Annotated in this window: 26 protein-coding genes, 1 tRNA gene and 1 riboswitch; of the genes, 11 read left to right on the forward strand and 16 right to left on the reverse strand. The window is 68.8% G+C overall.

Annotated features, from left to right (window positions below):
• Positions 1-33 precede the first annotated feature (33 nt).
• From M2317_RS01775 to lysA, 6 genes are all read right to left on the reverse strand, one after another.
• The gene (locus M2317_RS01775) at positions 34-435 is read right to left on the reverse strand and encodes a hypothetical protein (protein ID WP_429456742.1); all 402 of its coding nucleotides are present in this window, start codon (positions 433-435) and stop codon (positions 34-36) included.
• A 47-nt stretch (positions 436-482) separates the two neighbouring features.
• Complete coding sequence (gene prfA / locus M2317_RS01780) at positions 483-1,562, reverse strand: peptide chain release factor 1 (protein WP_429456743.1); 1,080 nt, start codon at positions 1,560-1,562, stop codon at positions 483-485.
• Positions 1,563-1,580: 18 nt separating this feature from the next.
• Positions 1,581-3,554, reverse strand: coding sequence for a transcription termination factor Rho (rho, locus tag M2317_RS01785; RefSeq protein WP_429456745.1), 1,974 nt, complete (start codon positions 3,552-3,554; stop codon positions 1,581-1,583).
• A 163-nt stretch (positions 3,555-3,717) separates the two neighbouring features.
• Entirely contained in the window at positions 3,718-4,638 is a 921-nt protein-coding gene (gene thrB / locus M2317_RS01790) for a homoserine kinase (RefSeq protein WP_429456747.1), read from the reverse strand.
• Between the two features lies 1 nt (position 4,639).
• Positions 4,640-5,956, reverse strand: a complete 1,317-nt coding sequence (locus M2317_RS01795; protein WP_429456749.1) for a homoserine dehydrogenase — start codon at positions 5,954-5,956, stop codon at positions 4,640-4,642.
• The gene (lysA, locus tag M2317_RS01800) at positions 5,953-7,392 is read right to left on the reverse strand and encodes a diaminopimelate decarboxylase (protein WP_429456750.1); all 1,440 of its coding nucleotides are present in this window, start codon (positions 7,390-7,392) and stop codon (positions 5,953-5,955) included. The genes M2317_RS01795 and lysA overlap by 4 nt, the downstream gene beginning before the upstream one ends.
• A 183-nt stretch (positions 7,393-7,575) precedes the next feature.
• Between lysA and M2317_RS01805 the strand changes: the two genes are divergently transcribed.
• On the forward strand, positions 7,576-8,688 hold the full coding sequence (locus M2317_RS01805; RefSeq protein ID WP_429456752.1) for a YihY/virulence factor BrkB family protein: 1,113 nt from the start codon (positions 7,576-7,578) through the stop codon (positions 8,686-8,688).
• Between the two features lie 4 nt (positions 8,689-8,692).
• Here the strand turns inward: M2317_RS01805 and M2317_RS01810 are convergent, their stop codons facing one another.
• Both M2317_RS01810 and argS read right to left on the reverse strand, forming a co-directional pair.
• Positions 8,693-9,535: an LmeA family phospholipid-binding protein gene (locus tag M2317_RS01810; RefSeq protein ID WP_429456754.1), complete on the reverse strand. Its 843-nt coding sequence runs from the start codon at positions 9,533-9,535 to the stop codon at positions 8,693-8,695.
• Positions 9,536-9,561: 26 nt separating this feature from the next.
• Positions 9,562-11,226: an arginine--tRNA ligase gene (gene argS / locus M2317_RS01815; RefSeq protein WP_429456756.1), complete on the reverse strand. Its 1,665-nt coding sequence runs from the start codon at positions 11,224-11,226 to the stop codon at positions 9,562-9,564.
• Between the two features lie 70 nt (positions 11,227-11,296).
• Here argS and M2317_RS01820 point away from each other — a divergent pair, with 70 nt between their 5' ends.
• From M2317_RS01820 to M2317_RS01845, 6 genes are all read left to right on the forward strand, one after another.
• Positions 11,297-12,097, forward strand: coding sequence for an SGNH/GDSL hydrolase family protein (locus tag M2317_RS01820; protein WP_429456758.1), 801 nt, complete (start codon positions 11,297-11,299; stop codon positions 12,095-12,097).
• Positions 12,098-12,113: 16 nt separating this feature from the next.
• Positions 12,114-12,186 (forward strand) — tRNA-Arg (locus M2317_RS01825).
• A 165-nt stretch (positions 12,187-12,351) separates the two neighbouring features.
• On the forward strand, positions 12,352-12,714 hold the full coding sequence (locus M2317_RS01830) for an HIT family protein (RefSeq protein WP_429457639.1): 363 nt from the start codon (positions 12,352-12,354) through the stop codon (positions 12,712-12,714).
• A 215-nt stretch (positions 12,715-12,929) separates the two neighbouring features.
• On the forward strand, positions 12,930-13,373 hold the full coding sequence (locus M2317_RS01835; RefSeq protein ID WP_429456760.1) for a MarR family winged helix-turn-helix transcriptional regulator: 444 nt from the start codon (positions 12,930-12,932) through the stop codon (positions 13,371-13,373).
• 21 nt (positions 13,374-13,394) lie between these two features.
• Complete coding sequence (locus tag M2317_RS01840) at positions 13,395-13,817, forward strand: organic hydroperoxide resistance protein (protein WP_429456761.1); 423 nt, start codon at positions 13,395-13,397, stop codon at positions 13,815-13,817.
• Positions 13,817-14,794, forward strand: a complete 978-nt coding sequence (locus tag M2317_RS01845) for a zinc-binding dehydrogenase (RefSeq protein ID WP_429456763.1) — start codon at positions 13,817-13,819, stop codon at positions 14,792-14,794. Before M2317_RS01840 ends, M2317_RS01845 begins: the two co-directional genes overlap by 1 nt.
• Positions 14,795-14,899: 105 nt before the next feature.
• Here M2317_RS01845 and M2317_RS01850 read toward each other — a convergent pair whose 3' ends face one another.
• The 3 genes from M2317_RS01850 to M2317_RS01860 all read right to left on the reverse strand — a co-directional run bounded on the left by M2317_RS01850 (position 14,900) and on the right by M2317_RS01860 (position 17,083).
• A complete protein-coding gene (locus M2317_RS01850; protein WP_429456765.1) occupies positions 14,900-15,403 on the reverse strand; it encodes a nucleoside deaminase in 504 nt (167 codons plus the stop codon).
• Between the two features lie 42 nt (positions 15,404-15,445).
• Positions 15,446-15,901: a cyanase gene (gene cynS, locus M2317_RS01855; RefSeq protein ID WP_429456767.1), complete on the reverse strand. Its 456-nt coding sequence runs from the start codon at positions 15,899-15,901 to the stop codon at positions 15,446-15,448.
• Positions 15,902-16,006: 105 nt separating this feature from the next.
• Positions 16,007-17,083 carry a DNA polymerase IV gene (locus tag M2317_RS01860; RefSeq protein ID WP_429456769.1) on the reverse strand — a complete coding sequence of 359 codons (1,077 nt, stop codon included), beginning with the start codon at positions 17,081-17,083 and terminating at the stop codon, positions 16,007-16,009.
• Positions 17,084-17,250: 167 nt separating this feature from the next.
• Between M2317_RS01860 and M2317_RS01865 the strand changes: the two genes are divergently transcribed.
• From M2317_RS01865 to M2317_RS01880, 4 genes are all read left to right on the forward strand, one after another.
• Positions 17,251-17,928: a Pr6Pr family membrane protein gene (locus M2317_RS01865; RefSeq protein WP_429456770.1), complete on the forward strand. Its 678-nt coding sequence runs from the start codon at positions 17,251-17,253 to the stop codon at positions 17,926-17,928.
• A 144-nt stretch (positions 17,929-18,072) separates the two neighbouring features.
• The gene (locus tag M2317_RS01870; protein ID WP_429456772.1) at positions 18,073-19,092 is read left to right on the forward strand and encodes a magnesium and cobalt transport protein CorA; all 1,020 of its coding nucleotides are present in this window, start codon (positions 18,073-18,075) and stop codon (positions 19,090-19,092) included.
• Positions 19,093-19,119: 27 nt separating this feature from the next.
• The gene (locus M2317_RS01875) at positions 19,120-19,752 is read left to right on the forward strand and encodes a GyrI-like domain-containing protein (protein ID WP_429456773.1); all 633 of its coding nucleotides are present in this window, start codon (positions 19,120-19,122) and stop codon (positions 19,750-19,752) included.
• Positions 19,749-20,870 (forward strand): serine hydrolase domain-containing protein, encoded by a 1,122-nt coding sequence (locus M2317_RS01880; RefSeq protein WP_429456775.1) that lies wholly within the window; start codon positions 19,749-19,751, stop codon positions 20,868-20,870. Before M2317_RS01875 ends, M2317_RS01880 begins: the two co-directional genes overlap by 4 nt.
• On the opposite strand, the gene M2317_RS01885 is transcribed toward M2317_RS01880, so the two are convergent.
• The 5 genes from M2317_RS01885 to M2317_RS01905 form a co-directional block, all read right to left on the reverse strand.
• Entirely contained in the window at positions 20,863-21,255 is a 393-nt protein-coding gene (locus tag M2317_RS01885) for a DUF1304 domain-containing protein (RefSeq protein WP_429456777.1), read from the reverse strand. The genes M2317_RS01880 and M2317_RS01885 overlap by 8 nt on opposite strands.
• Entirely contained in the window at positions 21,252-22,595 is a 1,344-nt protein-coding gene (locus M2317_RS01890; RefSeq protein ID WP_429456780.1) for an MFS transporter, read from the reverse strand. The genes M2317_RS01885 and M2317_RS01890 overlap by 4 nt, the downstream gene beginning before the upstream one ends.
• Positions 22,586-22,679, reverse strand: a riboswitch (TPP riboswitch). (Overlaps the previous gene by 10 nt.)
• Positions 22,680-22,690: 11 nt before the next feature.
• Complete coding sequence (locus M2317_RS01895) at positions 22,691-23,521, reverse strand: CPBP family intramembrane glutamic endopeptidase (RefSeq protein WP_429456782.1); 831 nt, start codon at positions 23,519-23,521, stop codon at positions 22,691-22,693.
• Entirely contained in the window at positions 23,518-24,243 is a 726-nt protein-coding gene (gene trmB / locus M2317_RS01900) for a tRNA (guanosine(46)-N7)-methyltransferase TrmB (protein WP_429456784.1), read from the reverse strand. The genes M2317_RS01895 and trmB overlap by 4 nt, the downstream gene beginning before the upstream one ends.
• 32 nt (positions 24,244-24,275) lie before the next feature.
• Positions 24,276-25,109, reverse strand: a complete 834-nt coding sequence (locus M2317_RS01905) for a DUF3097 domain-containing protein (protein ID WP_429456786.1) — start codon at positions 25,107-25,109, stop codon at positions 24,276-24,278.
• Positions 25,110-25,182: the final 73 nt, after the last annotated feature.

Here is a 25,182-nt window from a genome sequence, read left to right on the forward strand (position 1 = left end):
TCGTCCCGCCGGTCGCGCCGGACCCGAACCCGCTCACTTCCTGGCGGACTGCTGCTTCCTGTCCTTGAGCAGGATCTTCGAGAGCACGATCATCGCGATCGCGGCGACCAGCCAGACGATCACGCCACCGGCGATCCATCCGACGAGCCCGTCGATGCGGATCCCGTCGGCGGGCAGCAGCACGACGATCAGCAGCGAGATCAATGTCGACAGAATCCCGACACCGCCGACGAGGACCGGGAGGAACCGGTGCAGGATCTTCTCGGCCAGCCACGACAGCACGGTCTGCACGAGCGCGAAGATCACGATGCACAGCAGGAACTCCCACCATCGCGACCACACGATGGTGAAATCATCGAGGATGAGGTCCGCGACGATGAGTCCGAGGGCGGCCGAGGCGAGGAAGATGCCGGCGCGCAGCAGATGCGTGATCACGCCCCGAGCCTAGTGCCGCGGCATCCGATCCGGCGGAACGGCGCGCCTCAGGAATCCTGGCCGACGGCGGCCAGACGTGCTTCCTCGTCGGCCTGGATCGCGCTCTCGATCAGCGGATCGAGAGCTCCGTCCATGACCTGATCGAGGTTGTACGCCTTGAAGCCGGTCCGGTGATCCGCGATGCGGTTCTCCGGGAAGTTGTACGTGCGGATGCGCTCGGAGCGATCCATCGTGCGGATCTGCGATTTCCGGGCGTCGGATGCCACGGCATCCAGTTCCTCCTGCTGCTTCGCGAGCAACCGCGCGCGCAGGACGCGCATGGCCGCCTCGCGGTTCTGCAGCTGCGACTTCTCGTTCTGCATCGACACCACGATGCCGGTCGGGACGTGCGTGATGCGGACGGCCGAGTCCGTCGTGTTGACCGACTGACCACCTGGTCCGGAGGAGCGGAACACGTCGATCTTCAGATCGTTCTGATCGATCTGGATCTCTTCGGGCTCATCGACCTCGGGAAACACCAGCACACCCGTGGTCGAGGTGTGGATGCGGCCCTGCGACTCGGTCGCGGGAACCCGCTGCACCCGGTGCACGCCGCCCTCGTACTTCAGGTGCGCCCAGACGCCCTGCGCGGGGTCGGACGAGGCGCCCTTGATCGCGACCTGGACGTCCTTGTAGCCGCCGAGGTCGGACTCGTTGCGCTCCAGCAGCTCGGTCTTCCAGCCCTTGGATGCCGCGTACTGCACGTACATGCGCAGCAGGTCGGCGGCGAACAGCGCCGATTCGGCGCCGCCCTCCCCCGCCTTGATCTCCATGATCACGTCGCGGGCGTCATCGGGGTCGCGCGGGATCAGCAGGCGCCGCAGCTTCTCCTGCGCCTGCGCGACGGCCGCCTCGAGCTCCGGGACCTCGGCGGCGAAGGCGTCGTCCTCACGGGCGAGCTCGCGCGCGGCCTCGAGGTCCTCGGATGCCGCGATCCACGCCTCGTGCGCTGCGACGATCTTCGACAATTCGGCGTAGCGCCGATTCACGCGCTTCGCGCGTGCGGCGTCGGCGTGCACCGCCGGGTCGGAGAGCTCCTCCTGCACCCGGCGGTGTTCGTCGATGAGCGCCTTGACGGACTCGAACACTTCGTCAGCTCGACGGACTCAGCGGATGTTGTTCTCGTGCCCGTGGCTGGAGCCGGTGGCCGGAGCCGGGATCGACTTCTGCATCTGCACGAGGAACTCCACGTTCGAGTGGGTCTCCTTGAGCTTGCCCAGCACGACCTCGAGGGCCTGCTGGGTGTCGAGACCGGCCAGCGCGCGACGCAGCTTCCAGGTGATCTTGACCTCGTCGGGGCTCAGCAGCATCTCCTCGCGGCGGGTGCTCGACGCGTTCACGTCCACCGCCGGGAAGATGCGCTTGTCGGCCAGCTGACGCGACAGGCGCAGCTCGCTGTTGCCAGTGCCCTTGAACTCCTCGAAGATGACCTCGTCCATCTTGGAGCCGGTCTCGACGAGCGCCGTGGCGAGGATCGTGAGGGATCCGCCGTTCTCGATGTTGCGCGCCGCGCCGAAGAAGCGCTTGGGCGGGTACAGCGCCGAGGCGTCGACACCGCCGGTGAGCACGCGACCGGATGCCGGAGCCGAGATGTTGTAGGCGCGGCCGAGGCGCGTGATCGAGTCGAGCAGCACGACGACGTCGCGGCCCAGCTCGACGAGACGCTTGGCGCGCTCGATCGCCAGCTCGGCGACCGTGGTGTGGTCCTCGGCCGGACGGTCGAAGGTCGAGGCGATGACCTCGCCCTTCACCGAACGCTGCATGTCGGTGACCTCTTCGGGACGCTCGTCCACGAGCACGACCATGAGGTGCACCTCGGGGTTGTTCTGCGAGATCGCGTTCGCGATCTGCTGCAGGACGATCGTCTTGCCCGCCTTGGGCGGCGCGACGATGAGTCCGCGCTGGCCCTTGCCGATCGGGGCGACGAGGTCGATGATGCGCTGGGTCAGCTTTTCGGGCGCGGTCTCCAGACGGAGGCGCTCCTGCGGGTACAGCGGAGTGAGCTTGCCGAATTCGACGCGCGTGGCGGCGTCGTCGACGGACAGGCCGTTGATCGAGTCGACCTTGACCAGCGCGTTGTACTTCTGGCGGCCCTGCTGCTCGCCCTCGCGGGGCTGCTTGATCGCGCCGACGACCGCGTCGCCCTTGCGCAGGTTGTACTTCTTGACCTGGCCGAGCGAGACATAGACATCGCTGGAGCCGGCGAGGTAGCCGGAAGTGCGCACGAAGGCGTAGTTGTCGAGAACGTCGAGGATGCCGGCGATCGGGATCAGGACGTCGTCCTCGCCGATCTCGGTGTCGAACTCGTCCGCGGTGGTGTTCGCCGCGCCGCGGCGCTTGTTGCGCTGGCGGTTGCGGCCGGAGGACTGCTCGTCGTCGACAGGAGCCTGCTCCTGCGCGTTGCTGTTCTGCGCGTTGCCGCTCTGACCGTTCCCGGTCTGGCCGTTGCCATTCTGGGCGTTGCCGCCACGGCCTCGGCTGCGGCTCCGGCTCCGGCTGCGGCTCCTGCCGGAGCCCTCTTCGCCGTTGTCGCCGGCGGCGTCGGGGGCGTCGGCGTCCGAGCCGTTCTGCTTCTGAGCGTCGGCGGGAGCGTCGTCCTTCGTGCTCTCGGGAGCGTCGTTCTTCGGCGCCTCCGCCGTGACGTCGCTCTTGGCCTCCGCGGATGCCTCAGCGGGCGTCTCGGCCGAAGCCGCCGCCTTCTTGGCCGGGCGCTTGCGTCCCTTCGGCGCCGTGGCCGGGGTCTCGCCATCGGCAGCCGGAGCCGCAGCCGGAGCGGCCTCGGCGGGTGCGTCGGCGGCCGGGGTCTCGGATGCCGCGGCATCCGCCTTCTTGGCACGCGTGCGACGCGGGGTCTTGGGGGCGGCCTCGGCCGGGGCCTCCGCCGCAGGAGCGGCTTCGGTCGCGACAGGCGCCTCGGCCGCTGCAGCCTTGGCTGCGGCCGTTGCGGTGGTCGCGCGCCGCGGCGCACGCTTGCGCGCCGGAGCCTTGGTCTCGGCCGCGGCGGAAGTGTCAGCCGCGGGTGCCTCGGCGGCGGGTGCCGCAGCAGGCTGGTCGTTCTGGGTCTCGGAGAAATTCTCCACGAGTACTCCCTTATATGTCGTGGGATGTGAGCGTCAGCCGCGCACGACGGGTGCCGTGCACGTTCGTACGCACGGGCGCTTGGCGCTCGTAGGCCAGAACGATGAAGGCTCTGGATGTGACGTACGGAATTCGCAGATTGCGATGGGGGTCAGCTTCACGAAACTACGCGGACCCCTCCGCTCGTTCCTTTACTGTACCACCCCGCACATCGACCGCCGGCAGGACGGCGTCCCACGGGGTGTCGGTGACGCGGCGCGCCACGTCCACGGCTTCGAGCCGCCGGCCGGGGCCGTCGCACAGCACGAGCACGCTCGGGCCGGCACCCGAGACGACGGCGGCGAACCCCTCCTGGCGCAGCGCCTGCACGAGCGCGTACGTCTCCGGCATGGCCTGGGCACGGTAGTCCTGGTGCAGGCGATCGGCGGTGGCGTCCAGCAGCAGTTCAGGACTCTGCGTCAGCGCTGCGATCAGCAACGCAGAGCGCGACACGTTGAACACGGCATCCTCGCGCGGAACCTGCGTCGGCTGCAGCGAGCGGGCCAGCGTCGTCGACACCGTGTGCTCCGGGACGAGCACGAGCGGGGCCACGCCGCGGTGCACCTGCAGCTTCTTGTGGCGCGGTCCGTCCGCGCCGGTCCAGGCGATCGTCAGACCGCCGAACAGAGCAGGGGCGACGTTGTCGGGATGCCCCTCGAGCTCGGTCGCCAGGCGGAGCAGGGCGTCGTCATCGAACGCGACGACGCCCTCGAGCAGCCCCTGCGCGGCCAGAATGCCGGCGGCGACCGCGGCCCCGGAGGACCCGAGTCCGCGGCCGTGCGGCACACCGTTGGACGCGACGATCCGCAGCCCTGGCACGTCGAGGCCGGCATCCGCGTAGACGTGCGCGATCGATCGGTAGACGAGGTTCGACTCGTCCCTGGCGATCTCATCCGCACCGGTGCCGGACACCTCGATCTCGAGCCGGTCGTCCGGCAGAGCCGTGACGACGAGGTCGTCGTAGATGCTCAGCGCGAGGCCGAGCGTGTCGAACCCGGGGCCGAGATTGGCGCTCGTCGCGGGGACGCGGATGGCGATGGAGCTCAACTCACTCCCCCTCGACGCGCAGCACGGCGATGACGCGGTCGACGACGTCGCTCGCGGCGAGGCGCTCGACCGTGGCGCTGAGCGCGCCCTCGGTCGCGCGGTGCGTGCCGATCACCAGGCGAGCGGTACCTTCGACCTCCGCCGTCTGCACGACGGTCGCGACCGAGACGTCGCCTTCGCTCAGGATGCCGGCGACCCTGGCGAGGACGCCGGGCTGGTCCTCGACCTCGAGCGTGATCTGGTAGCGCGTCGTGACGTGTCCGATCGGGACGATCGGAAGGTTCGCCCTCGTCGACTCTCCGACGCCCACTCCACCGGCGATGTGGCGACGCGCGGCCGACACGACGTCGCCGAGCACGGCGGATGCCGTCTGCACGCCGCCGGCGCCCGCGCCGTAGAACATCAGCGAACCGGCCGCCTCGGCCTCGACGAAGACCGCGTTGTTCGCACCGTGCACGGAGGCGAGCGGGTGGCTGCGAGCGACGAGCGCGGGGTACACGCGCACCGAGATCGACTCGACGCCGTCGACCGTGATGCGCTCGCACACGGCGAGCAGCTTGATCACGTATCCGGCGGCTTCGGCCTGCTGGATCATCCCTGCGGTGACGCCGGTGATGCCCTCACGGTGCACCGCATCCAGCGGAACGGTGGTGTGGAACGCGAGGCTGGCGAGAATCGCCGCCTTCTGCGCGGCGTCGAAGCCCTCGACATCGGCGGTCGGGTCCGCCTCGGCGTAGCCCAGACGCTGCGCGTCGGCGAGCACGTCGTCGAAGTCGGCGCCTTCGGTGTCCATCCGATCGAGGATGTAGTTCGTCGTGCCGTTCACGATGCCCATGATGCGCACCACCCGGTCGCCGGCGAGCGAATCGCGCAGCGGGCGGATGATCGGGATGGCGCCGGCCGCGGCTGCCTCGTAGTAGACGGACGCGCCGACGCGGTCGGCCGCCTCGAACAGTTCGGGGCCGTGCGATGCGAGCAGCGCCTTGTTGGCGGTGACGACATCGGCACCGGAGCCCAGCGCCGCCAGCACCTGGGTGCGGGCCGGCTCGATGCCGCCCATCAGTTCGATCACGATGTCGCTGCCGAGGATCAGGTTCTCGGCATCCGTCGTCAGCAGCTCCTGCGGCAGTTCGACGTCGCGCGGCGCATCCGGATTGCGCACGGCGATACCGATGAGCTCCAGACGGGCACCGGCACGGTCTGCCAGTTCGTCGCCGTGCCGCAGCAGCAAGGACGCGACCTGCGACCCCACCGCTCCGGCGCCGAGCAGCGCCACTCGAAGCCGTCGGTACTGTTCCGGATCGTTGCCGAGGGTCATCGTTCTCCTTCTGCGAGGCCGGCGGCCACGCCATCAGCGGTCGGGATGCCGTGGACACCGGCATCCCGAGCAAGCAGGTCGTCGATCGTCTCTCCGCGCACGATCACCCGGGAGACGCCGCCGGAGACGGCGACGACGGGAGGACGCGGGACGTGGTTGTAGTTGCTGGACAGGGAGGCGCAGTACGCACCGGTCGCGGGGACCGCGAGCAGGTCGCCGGGCGTCAGATCATTCGGCAGGTACTCGTGGTCGACCACGATGTCGCCCGATTCGCAGTGCTTGCCGACGACGCGGACGAGCACCGGCTCCCCGGTCCCGGCGCGGGACGCGAGCCGGGCGGAGAACTGCGCGCCGTACAGGGCCGTCCGCGCGTTGTCGCTCATGCCGCCGTCGACGCTCACGTAGCGGCGAGTGCCGGCATCCAGAGCGACGTCCTTGGTGGTGCCGATCTCATACAGGGTGACCCCAGCGGTCCCCACGATCGCACGGCCGGGCTCGAAGGCCAGCTCCGGAAGCGGGATGCCGCGGACGGCGCAGCCCGACGCCACCGCGTCCACGATCTCGGCGGCCAGCTCGGCGATCGGCGTCGGATCGTCCACGCGGGTGTAGGCGATGCCGAAACCGCCGCCGAGGTTCAGCAGCGGCAGCTCTCCCCCGGCGCGCAGTCGCTCGTGCAGTTCGAGCACGCGCGACGCCGATTCCTGGAACCCGGCGACGCCGAAGATCTGCGAGCCGATGTGGCAGTGCAGTCCGAGCAGGCGGAGGCCGTCGAGCTCGCGGATGCGGGCGACGGCGGCCTCGGCATCCGGGAACGCGAAGCCGAACTTCTGGTCCTCGTGGGCCGTCGCGAGGAAGTCGTGCGTCTCCGCGTGGACTCCGCTGTTCACCCGGATCAGGACATTCTGGCGCGTGCCGGTGCGCGCGGTGATGGCGCCGAGCCGCTCGATCTCGATCAGGCTGTCGACGATGACCGTGCCGACCCCGACCTCGACCGCCCGTTCGAGCTCGGAGACGGACTTGTTGTTGCCGTGGAAGCCGATGCGTCCCGGCTCCACGCCGGCGGCGAGCGCGACCTCGAGCTCGCCGCGCGTGCAGACGTCGACGTTCAGACCTTCGTCCGTGACCCAGCGAGCCACGGCGGTCGAGAGGAATGCCTTGCCCGCGTAGTACACGCGTGCCGTGGTGCCGCGCTCGGCCGTCGCGGCCGCGAAAGCGTCGTGGAACGCGCGCGCCCTGGTTCGGACCTCGTCCTCGTCGAGCACGAGCAGCGGCGAACCGTAGGTGCGCACCAGGTCTCCCGCGCCGAGACCGGCGATCCGGAGCTGGCCGGCGTCGTCGCGCACGGCGGAGGCGGGCCACACACCCGGGGCGAGGTCGTTGGCGTCCTCGGGGGCGTGGAGCCATTCGGGGGCGAGTGAATCGGCGGGGGGAAGCACAGCGGACCAATCGTGGGTTCGGGATTCTCGGGCGACGAGACGCACGGCGAGGTTGCCCCGATTCTAAGGCAACGGCAGGTCGCCCTCCGTCACGGTGACGCCGTGTTCCACGCCGCTAGTCGATCCTGCCGGATGGTGGCAAGCCCCCTCGATCGCGGCGGGCGCGTGCCCTACGTTGGCGGCATGGAGTCAGCACACGTCGAGCCCTCTCCCCTGTCGCCGAAGAAGGGCGGCCTGCCGCGGATGCTCGAGCGCGTCACCGCGTGGGCGCTGCAGCGCAAGCTCGTTCGAGCAGTGCTGCTCTACGGGGAGAGGCGCGGTGCCATGCTGGCCGACAGCGTCACCTATCGTGCACTGTTCAGCGTGTTCGCCGGCGTGCTGCTCGGCTTCTCGCTCGCCACGGTGTGGCTCGCGGACAACCCCGAGGCGTGGAAAGCGCTCATCGCCTCCGTGGATGCCGCGATCCCCGGCCTCTTCGGCGAAGACGGCGTGATCTCGGACCCCGATGAGATCGCCGTGCCGGTGGGACTGTCGATCGCGAGCGTCATCTCGATCGTCGCGCTGGTCGGCGCGGCACTGGGCGCGGTCGGATCGCTGCGCACCGCGGTGCGCACCATCGCCGACACCGTGATGGCGGATGCCTTCATCATCTGGGTCGTGCTGCGCAACCTGCTCCTCGCGGCCGGGATCGCCGCCGCCTTCCTGGCCGCGGCGGTGCTGACCGCGCTCGGTCGGCTCGGCATCACCTGGGTGACGGAGCTGCTCGGTATGCCGACCGGCTCGGTCGCCGCGGAATGGGGCGTCCGCGCCGTCTCGCTCCTGGTCGTGTTCGCGCTCGACGCCGGTCTCATCGCCGGCGTCTTCGTCCTGCTCTCCGGGCGCCGAGCGCCTGCCAGCGCGCTGTGGTCGGGCGCGTTCCTCGGCGCGGTCGGACTCATCGTGCTGCAGGAGCTGTCGAGCCTGTTCGTCGGCGGCGCGGCATCCAATCCCCTGCTCGCGACGTTCGCCTCGCTGCTGGCGCTGCTGATCTGGATGAACTTCTCGACGCAGGTGATCCTCATCGCCAGCGCGTACATCGTCACCGGGATCGAGGAATCCGAGGATCGCGTGAGCGCCCGGTTCGGTGCCAGCACGTTCGCGCAGCGTCGCGTGCAGCGGGCAGAGCACGATCTCGCCGTCGCCGTCGCCACCCTGAAGGCCGCCAGAGAGGCCGCTCAGGGCGCCCCGGTTCCCGCTGGTTCCGCTGCTCCCTCCGGTTCCGCCGCGACGGTCGAGGACGCGCGCTCCTCCGGATGACGCTCTACTCGCAGACGCCGTTCTCCTGGAGCGTCGGATCCGAGACGATGCCACCCGCGACAGACAGGTCGATGACCGCGGCGGTGCCGTCGATCGTCAGGCCCGTGAGCGTGAGCCCCGCCGGCAGCTGGTCGGCGATGCAGATGTGCTGGGTCTCGGTCAGGCGCGCACCGAGATCGCCGAGACGATCCGACACCTGGTCCGCATTCAGCTCGACTCCCCCGATGAGCAGCGCGACCGGCGTGAGCGTGAGCTCACCGCCTTCTGCGCCGGGGGTGGCGGTGAGCGCGAGGGGCAGACTGAAGCCGAGGACGTCGACGGAACCTGATGCCGTGACGTCTGGCGCCTCGAAGGTGAGCGCATCGATCGGAAGGTCCGTGTCGCCGAGCAGCGCCTCGAACTGATCCTGATCGATCCGAACCGTTCCGCTCGCCGACTCGAGATCGCCGCCGCGCAGCGGAACGCCCAGAGCCGTGACGTCGACGGCGCCGGTGATCTCGCCGATCGTCACGGAATCCGTCGAGAGCTTCAGGTCCGTCAGGGTGCCGGAGATCAGCTGCGGCAGCAGAATGCCTTCCGCCTGAACGTCGAGCTGCTGGTCGGCGGGCAGATCGAGTTGATCGATCACGATGCCGCGGACGATGCCGGGGAGCACCGCGCGCGCGATCAGCTCAGCCGCGACGACGAGGACGATGAGGACGACGACGATGCCGCCGACGACCCAGGGCCACCGCTTGCGTTTCGGCTGCGGTGCCGATGCCGCGGCATCCGCCCTTCCGGGGATCACGAGGGTCGGATGCTCGATCGAGAGGTCCGGATACGGCTCGGTGCGATTGTCGTCGTTCATGATCCCTTTCGGCCGGTCACCCGGGACTACATCCGTTCCGGGGCGGAGACGCCGAGCAGGTCGAGGCCGTTGCGGAACACCTGTCCGGCCGCGTCGTTCAGCCAAAGACGGGTACGGTGCACGCTCTCGATCGGGTCATCGCCCTGCGGGATGACGCGGCAGTTGTCGTACCAGCGGTGGTAGAGGCCGGCGAGTTCTTCGAGGTAGCGCGCGATGCGGTGCGGCTCGCGGACCTGCGCAGCGAACGCGACGATGCGCGGGAACTCCTGCAGCGCGCCCAGGAGCGCGGACTCGGTCTCGTGCGTGAGCGTCTCCGGCACGAACTCGCTGCGGTCGACCCCGGAATCGCCGGCGTTGCGTGCGACGTTGTGCGTGCGGGCGTGCGCGTACTGCACGTAGAACACCGGATTGTCGTTGGTGCGCTTCTGCAGCAATTCGGGATCGAGGTCCAGCGGCGAGTCGGCAGGCGAGCGCTCGAGCGCGTACCGCAGAGCGTCCGTTCCGATCCACGCCTGCAGATCATCCATCTCGATGATGTTCCCGGCGCGCTTGCTCAGACGCGCGCCCCGGATCGATACGAGCTGCCCGATGAGCACCTCGATGTTCTTCTCAGGGTCTTGACCGGCCGCACCGGCGACGGCCTTGAGACGGTGCACGTAGCCGTGGTGGTCGGCGCCGAGCAGGTAGATCTTGTTCTCGAACCCGCGGTCGCCCTTGTTCAGGTAGTACGCCGAGTCGGCCGCGAAATACGTGTACTCGCCGTTCGAGCGGCGGATGACGCGGTCCTTGTCGTCTCCGAAGTCGGTGGTGCGCACCCAGACGGCCCCCTCCTCGTCGAACACGTGCCCCTGTTCGCGCAGCCGATCGACGGACTGGTCGATCAGGCTGGAGCCCTCGGCATCCTTCGCGTGCAGCGTGCGCTCCGAGAACCACACGTCGAACGGCACGTTGAAGCGCGCAAGGGAGGCCTGGATCTCGGTGAGCTGATACTCGTAGGCCAGGTCTCGGGCGACGATCAGCTGCTCGTCTTCCGGCAGTCCGAGCAGATCGGGTCGCGCCGCGAGCACACGCCCGGCGAGTTCGGTGATGTACTCGCCCGGGTACCCGCCCTCCGGAGTGGGCTCGCCCTTCGCCGCGGCCAGCACGGAGATCCCGAAGCGCTCCATCTGCGCTCCGGCGTCGTTGATGTAATACTCGCGCACGGCGTTCGCACCGCTGGCCAGCAGCAGCCGCACGATGGAGTCGCCGAGCGCCGCCCAGCGGGTGTGACCGATGTGCAGCGGACCGGTCGGGTTCGCCGAGACGAATTCGACGTTCACGCTGACGCCGGCCTGCGAGTCGTTCGTGCCGTAGGCGGCGCCGGATTCGACGATCGTCTTCGCCAGGACGCCGGCGGCACCCGCCTCCAGACGGATGTTGATGAACCCTGGTCCCGCGACCTCGGCGCTGGCGACGCCGTCGACATCGGCGAGTGCCGTCGCGATCTGCTCGGCGAGCGCGCGCGGGTTCGTGCCGAGCGGCTTCGCCAGGCGCATGGCCAGGTTGGATGCCCAGTCGCCGTGGTCGCGGTTGCGCGGGCGCTCCAGCACGATGTCGGATGCCGTGAGAGTCAGGGCTTCGTCCGGACGCAGCGATGCCGCGATCGGGGTGACGACGGTGAGGAGGGCGGCGGCGAGGGTGTCTGGGTTCATAACGACCCCAGTTTACGGCTCGGACCGGGTCGGAATTTGCGCTGGGCGGTTCGTGATCTACTCTCATGCCATGAACCTGGCCTCCCGCGCGCACCGAGGGCGCGTTCTCGCGTTCTGCGCACTGGGCCTGGTGGCGATCTCGGTATTGCTTCTCGGGATGTGGCGGCCATGGGCACCGCTCCCCGAAGCAGCCCCCGTCGGCGCCGGCGACGAGGCCATGGTGGTGGAGCCGGCGCCGCTCGCGCTTCCCGAGCATCCGGTCGTACTCGTGTTCGGCGACTCGTGGACGTACGGCTCGGCGGCGGCGCCCTTCACCCATGGCTACGCGTATCTTCTCGGTGGACTGCTGCACGGGGAATCGGTCGTCAAGGGCGTGCGCGGCAGCGGGTACCTCAAGCCGGGGCTCGACGGTCCGGCGTTCGGTGAGCGCATCGCGGCGTTGAATCCGGGGCTGGACCCCGACCTCGTGATCATCCAGGGATCGATCAACGATCGGCTGCAGGGTGAGCCCGGGTACCGCGAAGCCGTGAACGCGGCGTGGGATGCGCTCGCGGGTCTGTATCCGGATGCCGCGATCGTCGTACTGGGGCCTGCGCCTCACGAGCTGCCCGTCGGCGACGGAACGGCTCGCATCGACCGGGATCTCGGCGCCCTCGCCGCGGAGCGCGGCTGGTGGTACATCTCGCCGATCGCGCGGGAGTGGATCACCCCAGACAACTACCTCGACGTGATCGACGTGGAACTCGGGCGAAAGCATCCTTCCACCTCGGGTCACCAGTATCTGGCGCAGAAGGTGGCCGAAGCACTCGCGGAGTTCGGCGGTGAGCCGGTGGCACCGGCCGTCGGGTCGGAGACCGTGCCCGAGCAGTGATATCGTCGTTCGGTACGCCTCCGTAGCTCAGTGGATAGAGCGCCGGTTTCCGGTACCGTAGGTCGCAGGTTCGACTCCTGTCGGGGGCACATTCGCGAAGAGGGCCGTCCATCCGGACGGCCCTCTTCGCGTGCGCCGCGGAGGGCGGGAAAGAAGACAAATGTCGGTTCTGAACGTCCAGAATCGACATCTACCTTCTTTGCCGATCTCGGTGCGCCGATGCGCACCTCGATGCGAACCCGCACAGCGTCCTGATCGCGTCGACGGACACGAGTCATCTGCGCCTCGCGCGCAATCAAGCGCACCCCGGATACTGCCTGGTCATCCTTCGCGAACACAGGACAGACCTCGCAGATCTCGCGCCCGACCAGCTGGCCTCGTTCTGGCGAGACGTCCAGCGCGCCGGTCGCGCGGTCGGAGCCGTCCTGGAACCCCGCAAGATCGACTACCTCGTCATGGGACACCGGATGCCGCACCTGCACTGCCACCTGCTCCCCCAGCACGCGGGCGATGATCCGACACGGAACGTCGACATCGCCGACGGGCCCGTATTCCTCGATCACGACGCGCTGACTGCACGCGCCAACGGCCTCAGGCGGTTGTGGAACACGTTCTGACGCGGTTCATCGTCGTCCCACGAGCGTGTCGGGACATCGCGGGTGACCATCCGGACGACGCGTTCCCGTCGCAATTCATGCCGCTCGTCGCGCGCGATAGCAGCACAGACTGCGACCCGAACGTGGGGTGCGGCATCCAGAGCGGCGGAAAGTGCGACCTGAACGACCAACTCACTCAAGTTGTGCACAACTCAATTGCGTGCAATGCTTGACGCATGAGCATCACGGACGAGATGGTGTGCTTCTCCCTCTACTCGGCGGCACGCGCGACGACCCAGGCGTACCGCGCCCTGCTCGCCCCCTGGAAACTGACGTACCCGCAGTACCTCGTGCTCGCCGTCCTCTGGAACGAGGGCGAACAGACGATCGGCTCCCTCGGCGATGCCATGCAGCTCGACTCCGGCACCCTCTCCCCCCTCGTCCGACGACTCGAGCAGGCGGGCCTGGTCGCCAAGGTGCGCAGCCCGGCCGACGAACGCGTCGTCACGGTGCAGCTCACCGACGACGGCCGTGCTCTTCGCGCCGAACTCGCCCCCATCCGCGCACAGGTCGCCGAGCTCGCCGGCATCCATGACGATGCCCACCGTCGCCGACTGATCGCCGAGCTTCAGGAGCTGACCGCCCTGCTCCACGCGGGCACCCCCGCAGCCAAGAACTGACAACCGAAAGGAATCCACACGATGGAAGCCCTGTACACCGCCGAGGCCGTCGCCACCGGCGCCGGCCGCAATGGCCGCGTCGCCACGAGCGAAGGCCGCCTCGACCTGAATCTCGCGATCCCGAAGGAGATGGGCGGCTCCGGTGACGGCGCCAACCCCGAGCAGCTCTTCGCCGCAGGCTACGCCGCGTGCTTCCACTCGGCGCTGCAGAGCGTCGCCCGTGCGCAGAAGGTCTCGCTCGCCGACTCCTCCGTCGGAGCCCGAGTGCAGATCGGTGCCAACGGCGCCGGCGGCTACGGCCTCGCGGTCCAGCTCGAGGTCGTCATCCCCGACCTCCCCCACGATCAGGCCCAGGCGCTGGCGGATGCCGCTCACCAGGTCTGCCCCTACTCGAACGCGACGCGTGGGAACATCGACGTCGCCATCACGGTCTCGGAGGACTGATGCGCGCTCTCATCCACCACACGTTCGGCCCGGCGGAGGACGTCCTCGTCGTCGAAGACCGCCCGATGCCGGACCCGGGCCCCGGCCAGGTCCGACTGCGGATCGTGCTCTCCCCCATCCACAATCACGACATCTGGACGATCCGCGGGACATACGGCTTCAAGCCCGAGCTGCCCGCGGCATCCGGAACCGAGGCACTGGGCATCGTGGATGCCCTGGGCGAAGGCGTCGAGAACCTCGCCGTCGGACAGCGCGTCGCGAGCGGCGGAGCGTTCGGAGCCTGGGCGGAGTACATCGTCACGAGCGCGGCCGGGCTCATCCCCGTGCCGGACGCCCTGCCCGATGAGGCCGCCGCCCAGCTGATCTCCATGCCCTTCAGCACGATCAGCCTGCTGCAGTTCCTCGAGGTGGACGAGGGCGACTGGATCGTCCAGAACGCGGCGAACGGCGCCGTCGGCCGCATGCTCGCGCAGCTCGGCAAGGCGCGTGGCGTCAACGTCCTCGGCCTCGTCCGACGTGCAGAGGGCATCGAGGAGCTCCGCTCCCAGGGCATCGAGAACGTCCTCTCCACCGACCAGGACGACTGGCGCGAGCAGGCGGCGAAGCTGACCGGCGGTGCACCGATCGTCGCGGGCGTCGACTCGGTCGGCGGCGCGGCATCCGGACACGTTCTGTCGCTGCTCGCCGAGAACGGCACTCTGGTCGCGTTCGGAGCGATGAGCTCCCCCGTCATGGAGATCGCGTCCGGGGACGTCATCTTCAAGCAGGCGACGGTCAAGGGCTTCTGGGGAAGCAAAGTCAGCAAGACGATGGATGCCGCGACCAAGGGCGCTCTCTTCGGAGAGCTGATCCAGCGCGTCTCCGACGGAACGCTCACGCTGCCGGTCGCGGGCATCTTCGACGCCGCGGATGCCGCGGACGCCGTGCGCGCGAGCAGCACGGCGGGACGCATCGGCAAGGTGCTCCTGAAGTTCTGACACGTTCTCGCGGCGACCAGGGAAGACAGATGTCGGTTATCGCTCCGGATAACCGGCATTTGTCTTCCCGCTGAGCTGCCGAGAGCGCGTCGAAGCCTGCCGGACTCAGGATTCAGACGTGTACACGCCGTCGCGCTCCCACCGGCGTTCGTGCAACGCCCTCAGCTCGTCCGCGAAGTCGAGTGCCGGTCCGTCGACGACGGCACCCGGCACGACCTCCTGGATCGACAGCGGCGCCACCGGCCCGTCCGGAACGCCGTGCTCGGCCGCCCACGCCAGCAGCTGCGCGGTCGAGCCGGCATAGACGATCCGGCCGAGCCCGACCCACCCGTGCGCCGCCGAGCACATCGGGCAGTGCTCGCCGGACGTGTACACCACGGCATCCGCGCGCTCCGCAGGAGTCAGATGCGCCGCGGCCCACCGGCTGATCTCGAACTCCGGATGCCGCGTGGCATCGCCGTCCTTCACACGATTGCGATCCTCGAAGAGAACCTCACCGCCGGCCGACACCAGCACGGATCCGAACGGCTCGTCGCCGTCCTCGAGCGCTTCACGCGCGAGGTCCACGCATCGCCGCAGGTGGACAAGATCAGCTTCCGAGATCGCCATGGATCAAGCGTCTCGCCTGCACGACTGGACGCGCAAGGCGAATCAGTCCGTCCCGGAGACCCAGGCGTACGGCAGGAACTTCCCGTCGATCGTGATCACGACGCGGTCACCATCCGGATGCGCGACGCGGTCGAAGGAGACGCTGCAGTTGATCGCGCTCATGATGCCGTCGCCGAACTCGTCGTGGATGAGCGACTTCAGCGCCGGGCCGTACACCTGGATGAGCTCGTGGAAGCGGTAGATCGTCGGGTCGCTGGACACGTCGGCTGCCGGCGCACGGTTCGGTTGCCGGACGAGTGCCGCTACGAGATCGTCGTCCAGGTCGAGCGCGTATCCGAGTTCCTCCGCCTGCCCGGCCGTGAGCGGATGCATCCCGAGTGCCGCCGCGACCAACCAGACCGGCGGGACGTCGAGCCGGTCGGCGAGCGCCCGCCAGCTGAGTCCGACTCCGGTGCGCCGTTCCTCGATCAGCGCACCGGCATCCTGCTTCGAGATCATCTCTTGTCGACTCCTCCCGGCGCTTGTCGCGCCTGTGTTGTGTTCGCACAACGCTAGGGAGGCCACGTTGCGGCGACGCATCGCGCGCGTCACGAGCGGGTTACGTCAGATCCGGCCGCGCACCGGCGTGCGCTCGATCGGGTCGCCTTCCTCGGGCATCGGCATCTCCGCGCGAACCCCGAGAAGGCGCACCTCGCGCTGCGCATCGAGTGTCTCGGCGAGCGCGACGGCAGCGTTCAGAACATCGTCGCGGTCGACCGTCGGCGCCGGGAGTCTTCGCCCGAACGTCTTCGTCTCGAACGGCGCGTACCGCACCTTGAGGTGAACGCGGATCACCGGACGTCCCTCGGCGGCGCAATCGTCGAACGCCTGACCGGCCAGCTCGCGCACGGCGTCGGCGACCTCGTCCGGCGTTGTGAGATTGTGCTGGAACGTGGTCTCCCTGCTGTGGCTGCGGGCGACCCAGGGGGTGTCGTCGACGACGTCAGGGCCGTTCCCCGAGCCGAGCCCGTGGTACCAGACGCCCATCTTCGGCCCAAACTCGGCGACCACGAGACCCTCGTCGGAATCCGCGAGTTCCTGCACCGTCGTGATCCCGTGCTCGGCGAGTCGCTTCTGCACCTTCGGGCCGACTCCCCACAGGTCCCGCGTGGGTTTCGCCCCCATGACGTCGAACCAGTTCTCGCGCGTCAACCGGAACATCCCACGGGGCTTGCCGAACTCGGTCGCGATCTTGGCCCTGATCTTGTTGTCTCCGATGCCCACGGAGCAGTGCAGACCCGTCGCATCGAGCACGGCATCCTGCGCCTGGCGCGCGACGGCTTCCGGATCGTCGGTCTCGACACCGAGGAAGCACTCGTCCCAGCCGATGGTCTCGAGAACCACGCCCGGCAACGCGCGCAGAGCGGTCATCACCTCGTGGGATGCCTGCTCGTAGGCCTCGTGGTCGACCGGCAGGAACACCGCGTCGGGCGGGGCCTTTCGCGCGGCGATCTTCAACGGCATCCCTGATCCGATGCCGAATGCACGCGCCTCATAGGATGCCGTGGACACCACCGCTCGCTCGGTCGGATCGCCCCGCCCGCCGACGATGACGGGGAGGCCCGCGAGCTCGGGCCGGCGCAGGACCTCGACGGCAGCGATGAACTGATCCATGTCGACGTGCAGCACCCAGGCGCCCATGCGACGAGTCTGACGCGTGCCGGCACGGATGTCACGCGCCGCCGAGGAAGCCCGCGCCCGCAGCAGGTCGCGATTCGCCGCGTCCGCTGACCGGAGGCGACGATCTGCGCCCCCCTCCCGCGCTTCGGCACACGGCAGAAACGGGCCGCGGCACCTAGGCTGACCACGTGAACCGTCTGATCGCGTCGCCTGCCCTCGGGATCGCGCGTGTGACCGTCGGCGTGGTCGCGATCGGAATCCTCATCTACGCCTACGCGCTGCGTATCGTCGCAGGCGACAGCAACCCGTTCGACTACTTCGGCTACTTCACGAATCAGACGACACTGTTCTCCGCCATTGTTCTGGGTCTCGCCGGCGTCACGAACCTGCGCGGCCGTGCTGTTCCTGGTTGGCTCGTCACGCTCCGCGCCCTGGCGGCGACGTACCTCATCGTCGTCGGCGTGATCTACAACGTCCTGGTACCCGGAACAGGATCAGCGCCTCCCTGGGTGAGCGCTGCGCTTCACATCTGTCTGCCCGTCGTCGTCCTCGCGGACTGGGTCTTCGCCCCCGATCGACGGCCGCTTCCCTGGCGGATGATCTGGATCGTGCTTCCCTATCCCCTGGTCTGGCTCACCGTCGTCCTCCTGCGTGGAGCGACCGACGGATGGGTGCCCTATGGCTTCCTGCTGCCCGGACGCGGTACCGCGTCGCTGTGGCTTCACATCGCGGGCCTGCTCTACGCGATGCTGGCCGCGGCCGCACTGATCTGGTCGCTCAGCAGGACCAGGACGGTGGTGTACCCTTCAGGAGGCCGATCCGGCCCCGAACCGACCCGAAGCGAGGTGATGCGCGATGTCCAGTGATAGTCGCCGCGCCACCGTTCATGCTTCGCTGGTCGGCATCTCGATGCGCTGATCCTCGCACGCAGGCGGTGGCGTGAACGCGCGTGTGCGCGCCCCACCACGACGCTGACCGGCGTCGTGTCAACGCCCCGATCGAGGTGAATCATGACCGCTCTCATCGACAACGCCGTATACGTGGACGGACATCGCGCCGGGAGCCCGGCCGACCTGACCGACACCTACGAGACCATGCGCGAGCACAAGGGGATGGCGTGGATCGGGCTGTATCGCCCGAGTCCCGAAGAGGTGCACTCGATCGCCGAGGAGTTCTCGCTGCATCCGCTCGCGGTCGAGGACGCGCTGTCCGGCCACCAGCGCGCCAAGCTGGAGCGCTACGGGGAGACCCTGTTCGTCGTCCTGCGACCCGCCCGCTACCTGGATGCCACCGAGGTGGTCGAGTTCGGCGAGCTGCACATCTTCGTCGGCGCGGACTTCGTCGTGACCATCCGCCATGCCGAGTCGCCGAGCCTGGCGACCGTGCGGCGCCGACTCGAGGCCGCACCCGAACTGCTGGCGATGGGACCCGAAGCCGTCCTGTACGCGATCCTCGACGAGGTCGTCGACGAGTACGGACCGGTGATCGCCGGGCTGGAGAACGACATCGACGAGATCGAGGACCAGATCTTCGCCGGCGACGAAGCGGTGTCACGACGCATCTACGAGCTCTCCCGCGAAGTCATCAACTTCCAGCGCGCCACGCGCCCGCTCGTGGCAATGGTCGAGGGGCTGCGCCGCGGGTCCGACAAATACGAGGTCGACATCGAGCTGCAGCGCAGCCTGCGCGACGTCCTCGACCACACGATGCGCATCGTCGAGCGTGCCGACTCGTTCCGCGCGATCCTCGAGAACGCCCTGAGCCTGAACGCCACGCTCGTCGCGCAGCGCCAGAACGATGAGGTGCGCCGCATGACAGAGCTCAGCCTCGTGCAGAACGACGAGGTGAAGAAGATCTCGGCCTGGGCCGCAATCCTGTTCGCACCGACGCTGGTCGGCAGCGTCTACGGAATGAACTTCGACGTGATGCCCGAACTGCACTGGACGTGGGGATACCCGTTCGCGATGCTCCTCATGCTCGGCGTCGGCGTCGGTCTCTACGCCGCGTTCAAGTGGAAGAAGTGGCTCTAGGTCGGATGCCGCGGCCATGATGGCCGTATGACCGAGAAGCTCGACCTCAAGAAGTCGCTCGATGCGTACCGCGCACGCAAGGGCGCCTTCCGCGTTCTCGAGGTCCCGCCGCTGCAGTATCTGATGATCGACGGGCGCGGGGATCCGAACACCGCACCCGATTTCACGACCGCCGTCGAGGCGCTCTACCCGCTCGCGTACACGCTGAAGTTCGCCAGCAAGCGCCTGCTCGATCGCGACTTCGTGGTGATGCCGCTGGAGGGACTCTGGTGGGCAGAGGACCACGCCTCGTTCACCACCGCTCGGGACAAATCGCAGTGGTCGTGGACACTCATGCTCCTGCAGCCCGACTGGATCGACGACGCGATGGTCTCGGATGCCGTGGCGACGGCGTCCGAGAAGAATCCGTCGGCTCGCATCGACGAGGTCCGCTTCGAGACGCTCACGGAGGGACTGTCGGTGCAGACCCTGCACGTGGGAACCTACGACGACGAGGCGCCGCTGCTCGCGCGGCTGCACGACGAGTTCATCCCTCAGAACGGCCTGTCGATGACGGGACGTCATCACGAGATCTACTTCAGCGATCCGCGCAGGGGCGACCCGTCGAAGCGCCGCACGATCCTCCGCCAACCCGTCGCACAGAGAGCTGAAACCGCATGAGCGAATTGACCGAGCTTCTCGAGCAGCACATCGCGCGTGGCACGGCCCCGGGCATCATCGTCGCGGACGGCAGTGCGGGCGGGCATCTGGACATCACCACCGCCGGAGATCTCTCGGATGATGCGATCGTCCGCATCCAGTCGATGACCAAAGCGGTGACAGCGGTCGCCACGCTGCGACTCGTGCAGAACGGACACCTCGAACTGGATGAGCCGGTCGAACGGTGGCTCCCCGAACTCGGGAACCGTCGCGTGCTCCGCACGCCGACCTCGCCCCTGACCGAGACCGTACCGGCGGCCGGTCCGATCACCGTGCGCCATCTGCTGACCAACACGTCCGGGTACGGCATGGTCGCCGTCCCCTCCCCGTTGAAGGACGCGATGATCGCGAACCGAACCGAAGCATCCCAGGACGCGGTCGAGCTGGGCGCTCAGGACTGGCTGAACGCGCTCGCGGATCTCCCGCTGGCGTTCCAGCCGGGGACCGGCTGGCGATATCACCAGTCCTTCGGCATCCTCGGCATCCTGCTGTCCCGGGTGACAGGCGGACCGCTCGGAGATCACCTGGCCGCCGACATCTTCGCACCTCTCGGGATGGTCGACACCAGCCATGTCGTGCCGCCGGAGAAGGCCGATCGGCTGCCCGCCGCCTATCGCCGCGACGATCAGGGTGCGCTCGTCGAGATCGAACCGCGCGCCGGCGGCTTCTACCTGGCCCCTGCGCCCTTCGACGTCAGCCATGCCGAGCTCGTCTCGACGGCGCGCGACTACGCGGCGTTCGCGCGGATGCTGGCAGCCGGCGGCGTCCTCGACGGCGAGCAGTTCGTGGACCCCGCGCTGCTCGGCCTCATGCGCTCCGATCAGATCGACGATGCGCTCAAGACGCCGGACAGCTTCTTCCCGGGATTCTGGGACGGCCTCGGCTGGGGCTTCGGCGTCTCCGTCGTCACGGCGGGCGAATACGTCGGACGCTTCGGCTGGTCCGGCGGGCTGGGCACGGACTTCTTCATCGACCCGGACTGCGGTTTCCGGATCGTGCTGATGCAGATGGAGATGGGCCCTGCCGTCATGGGGCTGTTCGACGACCTGCAGCAGTTGCCGGTGCGACCGCTCAGCTGATCGCGACGCCGATCGCCGTCGCGATCACCGCCAGAAGCGGCAGCGTGCCCTGCATGGTGGCCGCGCGCGCTTTGGAGCGGTCCGACAGGATCAGCACGAGCGCCGCCGCGAGCATCATGCCCGTGCCGGCGAAGACGAGCGTGAGGCCGACGGTCGTCGCCCCGACGATGTACAGTCCGACACCGAGGAACGCCGTGAGCGCGAGGAACAGGTTGTAGAAGCCCTGGTTGAATGCGAGCGCTTTCATCGTCTCGGCATCCGCCTCGCTCGCGACGCCGAACACCTTCCGTGTCGACGGCTCCGTCCACTTCAGCGACTCGAGCGCGAAGATGAAGACATGGAAGGCGGCAGCGGCCGCGGCGAGGATGAGCCCTGCGATGATCATGCTCTGATTCTGTCGTCTTTCTCCGACTCCGGGGTCGCGGCGGGCCGATCGACCGGGCGTGCGATCACCGCGCCGACGACGCCGAGCGCTGCGGCGACCATCATGATCACCGCGACGGGCCACCAGTGTCCCGTCGACGCGACCAGGGCCGTGGCCGCGAGCGGCGTCAGCCCTCCACCGATGACTCCGGCGATCTCGCGGCCGACCGAGATCCCGGAGTAGCGCCGGCGCGCGGGGAACAGCCCTGCGAACCACAGGGGCTGCACGCCGTCGGCCGCCGCGTTCACGATGCCGATCGTGACGGCCACCACACCGACGATCGCCGCGGCGCTGCCGCCGTCGAGGATGAGGAACAGCGGCACGGCGAGCAGGCCGAGCCCGCCGAGGCTGCACGCCGTGAGCGCCGTCATGCCGATCCGCTCGCCGAGCGCACCCCAGACGGGGCACATCACCGCGGCGAGCGCTGCCGCGATCAGCAGCGCCGTGAGCGAGGCCTGAGCCGAGAACCCCAGCACCGCCGTCGCGTACCCCAGGCAGAACACCGTGATCGTGTAGAAGCAGGCGTTCTGCCCCGTCCGCACGAGCACGACCGCGATCACGTTCCGGGGCGCGCTGAACGCCTCGCGCAGAGGCCGTCGGCGCTCGAGGTCGGCGTCCCCGGCGAGGAACTCCGGGGATTCCGCCACGCGGCGCCGCAGCACCAGACCGACCACGACGAGCAGGATGCTGGCCAGGAACGGCACCCGCCAGCCCCATGCGACCAGCGCCTTCTCGTCCAGCAGCGCGACCGTCACGACGAAGGCGAGATTGCCGAGGATGAGGCCGACGTACAAGGATGCCGCGACGATTCCGCCGCGCAGGCCGCGCCGGTGCGGTGCATGCTCGAGCGCGATCAGAACAGCACCGGGCCACTCCCCGCCGGCTGCCAGGCCCTGCACGAACCGCAATGCGACCAGCGCCATCGGCGCGAGCACGCCGAGCTGCGCGTATCCGGGCAGGAGGCCGATGCACACCGTGGCGAGGCCCATGACCAGCAACGTCGCCGTGAGGACCGGCCGGCGCCCGAAGCGGTCGCCGAGGGACCCTGCCAGCAGTCCGCCGAGCGGGCGGGCGATGAATCCCGTCGCGAACGTGGCGAACGACAGTAGGATGCCGATCAACGGGTCCTGGGCGGGGAAGAACACGACGGGGAAGACCAGAGCGGCCGCCGTGCCGTAGAGGAAGAAGTCGTACCACTCGAACGCGGTGCCGGTCGCCGCGGCTGCCAGGGCGAGTCCGCCACGGTCTGTGCGGGGCTGCGTCATCGGGTGGACGTGCTCGGTGAGTGCGTGCGTGTGCATCGCGACATCCCTTCGCTAGTACGAGCTAGATCAGGTTCGACGGGTGTGATCTCAGCCGCGCAGGCGGCACCCCGTGTCACTGCAGGAGAGCTTATCTATACGAGGAAGATCGGCAGCAGCCCCGGGTTGTGCGCGTGCACCAGAACGGCGAACACGACGGCGTCGAAGAGCAGATGCACCGTGACGACATACGCGAGCGAATGCGTGCGCAGGAAGATGAAGCCCTGCAGCAGCGCGAACGGGATGGTCAGCAGCGGACCCCACTCGCGATATCCCAGCTCCCAGAGGAAGGACACGAACACGATGGCCTGCAGGACGTTCGCCACGGCATCCGGGAAGTGCCGGCGCAGCAGCGCGAACACCGTGCAGATGAAGAACAGTTCATCCCAGATGCCGACCGCTCCCACACCGACGAACAGCCTCGCGATGAGGTCGGGCGAATCGACGACCGGCCAGTTCATGTACACGCCGCTGGTGATGAAGTAGAACGGCAGGATCAGCCAGCCCAGCACCAGCACGGCTGCAAGCCAGCCCCACTGCAGTCGTCCCCAGCGCTGCCCGGTTAGCCACGGGAAAGAGATCGCCCTGTCCCGATACACGTACCGCGAGACGACGTACGGCACGACGACCGCGCCGCCCAGCGCCAGCGTGAACCGCATCATGGCGGCGTTGTCGAGTTCGGCCGCCAGCGGGATGACACTGACGATCAGCATCCCGATGGCGATCAGAGACAGGTCCCGCGTCAGTGACGGAGCGGATGCCGTGACGGCACGCCGCTCCAGCGCCCACGCAGCCCCGACGCCGGCGGCCAGCAGCACCCAGCCGAGCCAGGCCCACTGCACGACGAAGAACGCCGGAGCTGCGAGGCAGACCAGCACGGCCGGTGCGATGCTCCAGCGCACGGCCACCACCCGGCTATCGGTCACGCGCGGGGCTTCCGCCGATACACGAGGTCACGGATGTCGCGCCCCTTGTTCAGCCCCTTGCGCTCGAACGCCGTCATCACGCGGCCGTCGAAGCGCTCGGCCCACTCCCCCTCGAACGCGCGCTCGAACGACGGATCCGCGTCCAGGACCTCGCGCATCTGCCGGGCGTAGTCCTCCCAGTCGGTCGCGAGGCGCAGCAGGCCGCCGTCGGCGAGCGCCCTGGCGGCGGTCGCCCCGAACCCCTCGCGGATCAGGCGGCGCTTCGTGTGCCGTTTCTTGTGCCACGGGTCGGAGAAGAAGACCCAGATCTCGGACGCGCTGCCCTCGGGCAGATAGGTCGACAGCACCTCGGGCGCGTTCGCCTCGACGAGGCGCAGATTGCGGACACCCGCCTTGTCGGCATCCAGCATCGTCCGGGCGAGACCGGCGCGGAACACCTCGATCGCGAGGAAGTCGTCCTCGGGGCGGGACGCCGCGGCCGATACGATCGCGTGCCCCTGACCGGAGCCCACCTCGACGATCAGCGCGGCGTCGCGACCATATTCGGCAGCGACATCGAGCCGGGAATCCGGATGCACGCTCGTCGACGCGGCATCGCGCGCCACCTCGAGCAGATAGTGACCGGCGAGCTCCTCGAACGCCCGTTCCTGCGCCTCGGACATGCGACCGCTCCGGCGGACGAAGGACACGGGTTCATCGCGGAAGGTGCGGGGCTCGGGCATACCTCAAGGGTAGCCGGGCGCGCCCCGCCGCCTCACGGCGCCGTGACGAAGTCGATGAGCTCTTCCACGCGGCCGAGCAGCGACGGCTCGAGGTCGCGGTACGTGGTGACCTTGCTCAGGATCGCCTGCCAGGCGCGCGCGATGTCCGCCTGATCCTCGTGCGGCCAGCCGAAGGCGCGGCAGATGCCCACCTTCCATTCGATGCCCCGGGGGATCTCCGGCCAGCGCGCGATGCCCAGCGCCTCCGGCCGCACGCACTGCCACACGTCGACGTAGGGGTGCCCGACGATGCAGACGTGCGCGCCATGAGGCCCGCGAGCCACGGCATCCGCGATGCGCGACTCCTTGGATCCGGGGACGAGATGGTCGACGAGGACTCCGTACCGGCGCTTCGCGCTGGGCGGTTCGGAGGCGAGCAGCTCGTCCAGCAGATCGACGCCCTGCAGGTACTCGACCACGACGCCCTCGACGCGCAGGTCGGCTCCCCACACCTTCTCGACGAGCTCGGCGTCGTGGCGCCCCTCGACGAGGATGCGGCTGGGCAGCGCGACACGAGCGCGCTGGTCCGCCACGACGAAGGATCCGGATGCCGTGCGCCGAGGCCCCTTGTCCTTCGGCGCGGGCGGGACGAGCGTCACGGGTTCGCCTTCGATGAGGAAGCCGCCGCCGAGCGGGAACAGGCGCTTGCGCCCCTTCCAGTCCTCCAGCTCGACCGTGCCCGACTGCACCGTGGTCACCGCGCCGCAGAACCCGTCGTCCGCGACCTCGACGACGAGATCCGTCTCCGCCGGCACCTGCGGGATCTTCTTCGCAGCGCGCTCGCGCCAGCCTTTCGCGAGCACGTCAGCGCCGTACCTGTCCTCCATGCCTTCCAGCGTATGTGCGCTCCGGCCGCTTCCCCGCGAGGACACAGACAGTTTCCCTAGAGTCGGTACCTTC

Origin of the sequence: Microbacterium sp. ZKA21 (assembly GCF_050434165.1) — a bacterium.
GTDB lineage: Bacteria > Actinomycetota > Actinomycetes > Actinomycetales > Microbacteriaceae > Microbacterium.

Excerpts from the sequence above, each read along its gene's own strand:
- M2317_RS01795 (WP_429456749.1), bottom strand. The coding sequence starts at position 5,956 with ATGACCCTCGGCAACGATCCGGAACAGTACCGACGGCTTCGAGTGGCG.
- M2317_RS01805 (WP_429456752.1), top strand. The coding sequence starts at position 7,576 with ATGGAGTCAGCACACGTCGAGCCCTCTCCCCTGTCGCCGAAGAAGGGC.
- M2317_RS01810 (WP_429456754.1), bottom strand. The coding sequence starts at position 9,535 with ATGAACGACGACAATCGCACCGAGCCGTATCCGGACCTCTCGATCGAG.
- argS (WP_429456756.1), bottom strand. The coding sequence starts at position 11,226 with ATGAACCCAGACACCCTCGCCGCCGCCCTCCTCACCGTCGTCACCCCG.
- M2317_RS01820 (WP_429456758.1), top strand. The coding sequence starts at position 11,297 with ATGAACCTGGCCTCCCGCGCGCACCGAGGGCGCGTTCTCGCGTTCTGC.
- M2317_RS01835 (WP_429456760.1), top strand. The coding sequence starts at position 12,930 with ATGAGCATCACGGACGAGATGGTGTGCTTCTCCCTCTACTCGGCGGCA.
- M2317_RS01840 (WP_429456761.1), top strand. The coding sequence starts at position 13,395 with ATGGAAGCCCTGTACACCGCCGAGGCCGTCGCCACCGGCGCCGGCCGC.
- M2317_RS01845 (WP_429456763.1), top strand. The coding sequence starts at position 13,817 with ATGCGCGCTCTCATCCACCACACGTTCGGCCCGGCGGAGGACGTCCTC.
- M2317_RS01850 (WP_429456765.1), bottom strand. The coding sequence starts at position 15,403 with ATGGCGATCTCGGAAGCTGATCTTGTCCACCTGCGGCGATGCGTGGAC.
- cynS (WP_429456767.1), bottom strand. The coding sequence starts at position 15,901 with ATGATCTCGAAGCAGGATGCCGGTGCGCTGATCGAGGAACGGCGCACC.
- M2317_RS01860 (WP_429456769.1), bottom strand. The coding sequence starts at position 17,083 with ATGGGCGCCTGGGTGCTGCACGTCGACATGGATCAGTTCATCGCTGCC.
- M2317_RS01870 (WP_429456772.1), top strand. The coding sequence starts at position 18,073 with ATGACCGCTCTCATCGACAACGCCGTATACGTGGACGGACATCGCGCC.
- M2317_RS01875 (WP_429456773.1), top strand. The coding sequence starts at position 19,120 with ATGACCGAGAAGCTCGACCTCAAGAAGTCGCTCGATGCGTACCGCGCA.
- M2317_RS01880 (WP_429456775.1), top strand. The coding sequence starts at position 19,749 with ATGAGCGAATTGACCGAGCTTCTCGAGCAGCACATCGCGCGTGGCACG.
- M2317_RS01885 (WP_429456777.1), bottom strand. The coding sequence starts at position 21,255 with ATGATCATCGCAGGGCTCATCCTCGCCGCGGCCGCTGCCGCCTTCCAT.
- M2317_RS01890 (WP_429456780.1), bottom strand. The coding sequence starts at position 22,595 with ATGCACACGCACGCACTCACCGAGCACGTCCACCCGATGACGCAGCCC.
- trmB (WP_429456784.1), bottom strand. The coding sequence starts at position 24,243 with ATGCCCGAGCCCCGCACCTTCCGCGATGAACCCGTGTCCTTCGTCCGC.
- M2317_RS01905 (WP_429456786.1), bottom strand. The coding sequence starts at position 25,109 with ATGGAGGACAGGTACGGCGCTGACGTGCTCGCGAAAGGCTGGCGCGAG.